Source organism: Tissierella sp., assembly GCF_032104385.1.
Classification (GTDB): domain Bacteria; phylum Bacillota; class Clostridia; order Tissierellales; family Tissierellaceae; genus Tissierella.
The window spans coordinates 54,624-60,623 of record NZ_DAMCHJ010000014.1 but is presented as its reverse complement, the minus strand read 5'-3'; the positions used below and the strand labels follow the sequence as shown (position 1 = coordinate 60,623).

The window sequence follows — 6,000 nt, the reverse complement described above, 5'->3', positions numbered from 1 at the left end:
TGTTTATGCCATTTCTATATCACTTCGTCCCATATTATTTTTAGTCACATAGCCAGCTTTAGGTTGGGTTCCCCTAATATTAGCGTGGTTTGGTACAAAGAGCTTAGCAACCTTATTTAAAATACCCTATGGAACAAGACAAGTATTTTTTAATAATTTTAAGTTTTCAATGATATTTATAATTGCCATAGGTACATTTTTTCCTGTAGTATCTAGCTCTGCTTTTGGAGTAAGAAATGTACCAAAAACTTTAATAGAATCTGCTAAGGTATTAGGTGCCAGTAAAAGAGATATATTTTTTAAGATTCTTATACCAGGAGCAGGACCTAATATTATATATGGATTAAGAGGTGGATTAGGAAGTGCTTGGGCTTGCTTGGTTGCAGCGGAGATGCTGCCGGGAAGTTTATCTGGAGTAGGGTATTTAATAACTCACTCATATGAGTTAGCCAGAATAGATTTAGTTGTTACAGGTATTATATGTATTGGTTTAGTTGGTTCATTATTGGATTATATATTTATTGTTATAGAAAACAAGCATTTTTCATGGTTAAGTAGGAGATGAGGCATATGGGTAGAAATATCATTACTATTAATAATCTTTATAAGAGTTTTGTAACAAAAGAAAATTTAGAAGTAAAAGCCTTAGAAGATATTAATTTAAATGTAGAAGAAAATGATTTTATTTGTATTGTAGGAACATCAGGGTGTGGAAAGTCCACTCTCCTACGTATACTAGCCGGATTAGAAACTGTAACAAAGGGCAGTGTAAAGTATAATGATATGGAATTAATTGAACCAACTAAAGAAATAGGAATGGTATTTCAAAATTATTCATTGCTGCCTTGGCGAAAGGTACTGGATAATATTTCATTAGGATTGGAATTTAGCGGGATAAATAAGAAGGAAAGAGAAAGAATTGCATTAGAGTATTTAAAAATAATTAATATGGAGAACTTTGCTAATGCATATCCATATGAACTTTCGGGAGGAATGCAGCAAAGAGTGGCAATAGCCAGAGCTCTTGCTAATAATCCATCTGTATTATTAATGGATGAGCCCTTTGGTGCTTTAGATGCACATACTAGAATTATTTTACAAAAGGAACTATTAAGAATATGGGAACATAATAAAAAGACCATATTATTTGTAACTCATAGTGTTGATGAGGCTGTATATTTATCAGATAAAATAATAGTAATGTCCAGTTCCCCTGGTAAGATTAAAGACATAGTAGAAGTAGATATGGAAAGACCAAGAGATAGGGGAAATATTATGTATGCTAAACTAACAAGTCAAATATTAAAGATGTTAGAATTATAAATTAAAATAACTTTCCTTTTTTAATCTATTAAAAAAGGAGAGTTATTTTAATTTCATGGAAAACTTTAATAAAAAAGAAGGATTTATAAAAAATATGTAGAATAAGTTATATATATAGTGTAATGGGTATGATTACACTGATTAATAATAATTTTAAATAGGGGGGTTATGTATGAGTTTCAGAAACAAAAGAGTTGTCAGTTTATTCCTAGCATTAGTATTATTATTGGGCATAATGATAGGAGCATTACCAGTATTCGCTGAAGAAGCAAAAATATTAACTATTGTACATGTAAATGATGTACATGGAAGGTTAAACCTTGATGAAAGAGAAGGTGGTATAGGTCTTGCAAGGTTAAAGACTAAGGTAGATGAGTTAAGAGCAAAGAATCCTAATTTATTATTATTAAATGCAGGAGATACTTTGCATGGTGCCATTGATATTAATATAACCAAAGGTGAAACTATGGTTAACCTAATGAATAAAATAGGTTTTGATGCTATGGTTCCTGGAAATCATGATTTTAACTATGGTTATAAAAGATTATTGGAATTGAAAGATAAAGCAGAATTTCCTATGATAGGTTCCAATATTGTGAAAGAAGCAAATGGTAAATCAGATTTTGAGCCATATAAGATTTTTGATGTAGATGGTATAAAGGTTGGTATATTTGGACTTGGAACTGAGGAAACTAAATATAAATCTCATCCAAGCAATACAGAGGGAATTAAGTTTGAAGACCCTGTTGAGGTTGCTAAAAAGATGGTAAAGGAATTAAAAGAAAAAGAAGTAAATGTAATAATTGCATTAGCTCATCTGGGAGTAGATGAATCAACAGATGCTAATACTTATGATGTGGCAAAAAATGTTGAGGGAATTGATTTAATAGTTGATGGACATAGTCATACTGAATTACCTAATGGAGAAGTAAAAGGAGATACTTTAATAGTTCAAGCTGGTTCTTATTTAAAGAATATTGGGATAGTAGAACTTGAAGTATCAGAAGGTAAGGTAAATAAGAAAACAGCTAAATTATTTGGATATAATGAAGGTAAGGATTTAGTACCGAATCCTATTATTGAAGAAGAGATAAAGAAAATTGAGGAAATAAACAAGTCCTTTAAGGAAGCAGTAGTAGGCAAATCAAAAGTAAACTTAGTTGGAGAAAGAGAAGTTGTTAGAAAAGGAGAATCCAACTTGGGGAACCTTTTAACTGATGCAATGATTAAAGCTACTGGTGCAGATGTGGCTTTGACAAATGGCGGAGGAATTAGAGCTTCTATTTTAGCTGGAGATATAAAAGTAGGAGATATACTGACTTCTTTTCCATTTACAAATACCCTTGCAGTAATAGAAGTAACGGGCGGAGAAATAGTTAAGGCATTGGAACATGGGGTAGATATGTATCCAGAAGCAGCAGGACATTTTCCACATATTGGAGGAATCACTTTTAAATTTGATCCATCAAAACCAGTTGGAAGTAGAACATCAGATATAAATATAAAAGGTGAACCTGTAAAATTAGATAAAAAATATAAATTAGTTACAAATGATTTCATGGCAAGTGGCGGAGATGGATATACTATGTTTAATGGTAAACCATTTATTGCTGAAGGTGGATTATTATCAGATATATTAATTGAATATTTTAAAGAAGTAGGAGAAGTTGAACCTAAGGTAGAAGGCAGAGTAGTTGTTGTAGAATCACCAAAAATAGAAATAAAACCAGTACCACAGCCAGAGATAAAACCTCAGCCAAAACCAGAAATAAAACCTCAACCGGAGGTAAAACCAGGAGCAGCTATAACTATAGAAGCACAAAAATATGTAGTAAAATCAGGAGATGTTCTATGGAAAATAGCTAAACAATTTAATACTACTTGGGAGAATCTGGCAGAATATAATAAATTAAAAAATCCACATTTAATATTCCCTAATCAAGTAATATTAATTCCATAATAGAATATTTTGTAAAGAATAACTTCAGTTTTTGGTGCCAGGCACCAAAAACTGAAGTTATTTTAAATTTTATCAAAAAAAATAGAGGATTTTGGAAATATTTGTAGAATATATACGAGGGAAGGAGGTAATTTCGTGGGAAGAAGACAGAGGGTAGAATACTATGGTGCTATATATCATATTATTCACAGGGGAAATAATAAATCTTTTATTTTTGAAGAAGCTGAAGAAAAAATGAAACTATTAGAGATTATAGGGAATGTAAAGGAATTATTTGATTTTCATTTATTGGCTTATGCCATAATGGATAATCATTATCATTTTATCATAAAGACTCATAATATTCCAATTAGTCAGATAATGCATAGGATAAATACTAGATATGCGAAATATTATAATTGGAAGAAATCTAGAACTGGTTCTCCATTTGAGAATAGGTATAGAAGTATATTGGTACAAAATGAATCATATTTTATTAGGCTTATAAGATATATACATAATAACCCGGTATATGCTAATATTTGTGATTCTATGGTTAAATATAAATGGAGTTCAGATGTGTTCTATAGGATGAATGTAGATAATTTAGTAAATATCGAAGAATTTCTAGATATGCTTTCACTAGATAGGCTGCAAGCCATAAAAGAATATGGGAAGTTAATGAATGAGCCGCCAGAGGATTACATGAAATTAAACGAAGAGTTTGAAGAAGATGAAGTAATAGGCTCAGATGAATTTAAAGAATCCTTAAATAAGGACAATGGGTTTAAAAATACAGCTCTACTTGATGATATATTAAAATCTGTATGTCCGGCGACTTTAGATTATGAGCTAATTAAAGAAGGTTCTAGAAAAAGATATTTAACAAAATACAAATATGATTACGTAATTAAAGCTATTAATCAAGGATATACGAAAGAAGAAATAAGTGATAATATAAACGTAACGATAAATGCCATAAGAAATATTTTACAAAAATAAGCAATTTTGGTGACTGGAACCAGAGATTCCAAAAACTGAATTTATTTATCAGCTGAGGAGGAGTAAGATGGGGATATTACTTAGTGAATTAATCAAGATGCCTTGTTTAAAAAATGCAAAATTAGTAGCTGGGACAGTTAAAGATGAAAATGTTTATGTAGAAGGTATTACAATAATTGAGGTACCAGATATAGCCAATTGGATTAAAGGAGGAGAACTTCTATTAACGAGTTTTTATTCGATTGATAAGGATATAGAAGCACAAAAAACCTTAGTAAAAGAGTTAGCGGAAAAAGGAGCTGCTGCTTTAATAGTAAAAATTTCTAGATTTCTAACCTCTATACCTGAAGATGTAATAGATTTAGGAAATCAATTAGGATTTCCTATTATTGAAATATCAGGTGATACAAAATATATAGATATAATGTATCCAGTAATGGGGGAAATATTTAATGATCAAGTAAATAGACTAAACTACTATAAGGATTGTCATAAGCGATTTACCAAGTTATCCCTTAAAATGAAGGGTATAGATGCTGTTGCAAAAACCCTTGGAGATTTAGTTGAGAATCCAGTTATAATATTAAATAATGAGTTAAATCCAATTGCTTGGAATGATGAAAAATATGGAAGTATAGAAATAATTGATGATGAAGTTAAGAGCTTAGTAGAAAAAGATTTTCCAATTTACGGTTTGAAAATCAAGATGCCTAATATAGATGATATCATATATACAGCTATAGTAGAGCCTATTCAGGTTTTAAATGAAATAAAAGGCTATTTAGCAGTTATTGAAAGAAATAGAATAATGGAAGATCTGGATTTTATTGCTTTGGAAAGTGCGGCAACTACATTGAGATTAGAGATGTTAAAAGATGTGGCAGTTAAGGAAGTTGAGCTGAAGTATAAAGGTGACTTAATGGATGATTTAATAAATGGTAGATTTGATTCTGAAGAAAGTATTTTTGGTAGAGGAACTTTATTTGGTTGGAATTTAAAAAGAAAATTCATAGTTATTCTTTTAAATATAAGTGAATATGGAGATTATATTCTTATTAATAAAAATTTATCAGAGGGAATTCATTTATTGATGGAAAAAATAAAGAAAAGGATAGACAGGGTATCATATTATTATACTACAGACTATATATCTATTAATAAAGGAGATAATATAATAGTATTGTGGCCTGTAGAAGAAAAATGTAATATAAAGGATGCACATGCCACAATAAAAGAATTTGGTAAGGAGCTTAAAAAAATTATTTCTAATGAAATAGGAAATATTTCTGTATCAATAGGTATAGGCGGCTTGGCAGAAAACCCTATGGAAATATGTAAATCTTACTCTGAGGCTATGGATGCAGTAAATTTTGGTTATAGGATATTTGGAAAAGATTCGATAGTTACCTTTGAAGAATTAGGCATATACAAGCTTTTATGCAGATATCAAGATAGAGAAGAGCTGAATAAATTCGTTCATCCAGCATTGTGGACGCTTAAAGAATATGATAAAGATAAGAATAATGAGCTTATAGATACTTTAGAGAAATATTTATCCTGTAATTTAAATGCAGTAAAAACTGCTGAGGAATTATATGTCCATTATAAAACTGTATTATATAGATTAAATAGAATAAGGGAATTAACAAATTTAGATATAGAAGATAGGGGAAAAATGCTTGAAATTGAAGTAGGGCTTAAGATTCTTCGCATAATAAATTAAGGTAAGGATTTAT

The 6,000-nt window shown here is 30.1% G+C and carries 4 protein-coding genes and 1 pseudogene; all 5 read left to right on the top strand.

Annotation, left to right across the window (positions count from 1 at the left end):
• Positions 1-64 precede the first annotated feature (64 nt).
• Positions 65-565: pseudogene (locus tag RT714_RS13055) on the top strand (ABC transporter permease); the annotation flags it as partial.
• A 5-nt stretch (positions 566-570) separates the two neighbouring features.
• Complete coding sequence (locus RT714_RS13050) at positions 571-1,323, top strand: ABC transporter ATP-binding protein (protein WP_313758200.1); 753 nt, start codon at positions 571-573, stop codon at positions 1,321-1,323.
• A 172-nt stretch (positions 1,324-1,495) separates the two neighbouring features.
• Positions 1,496-3,283, top strand: coding sequence for a 5'-nucleotidase C-terminal domain-containing protein (locus RT714_RS13045; RefSeq protein WP_313758198.1), 1,788 nt, complete (start codon positions 1,496-1,498; stop codon positions 3,281-3,283).
• A gap of 135 nt (positions 3,284-3,418) precedes the next feature.
• The gene (locus RT714_RS13040) at positions 3,419-4,264 is read left to right on the top strand and encodes a transposase (RefSeq protein ID WP_313758197.1); all 846 of its coding nucleotides are present in this window, start codon (positions 3,419-3,421) and stop codon (positions 4,262-4,264) included.
• A 67-nt stretch (positions 4,265-4,331) separates the two neighbouring features.
• A complete protein-coding gene (locus RT714_RS13035; RefSeq protein ID WP_313758195.1) occupies positions 4,332-5,987 on the top strand; it encodes a PucR family transcriptional regulator ligand-binding domain-containing protein in 1,656 nt (551 codons plus the stop codon).
• Positions 5,988-6,000 lie beyond the last annotated feature (13 nt).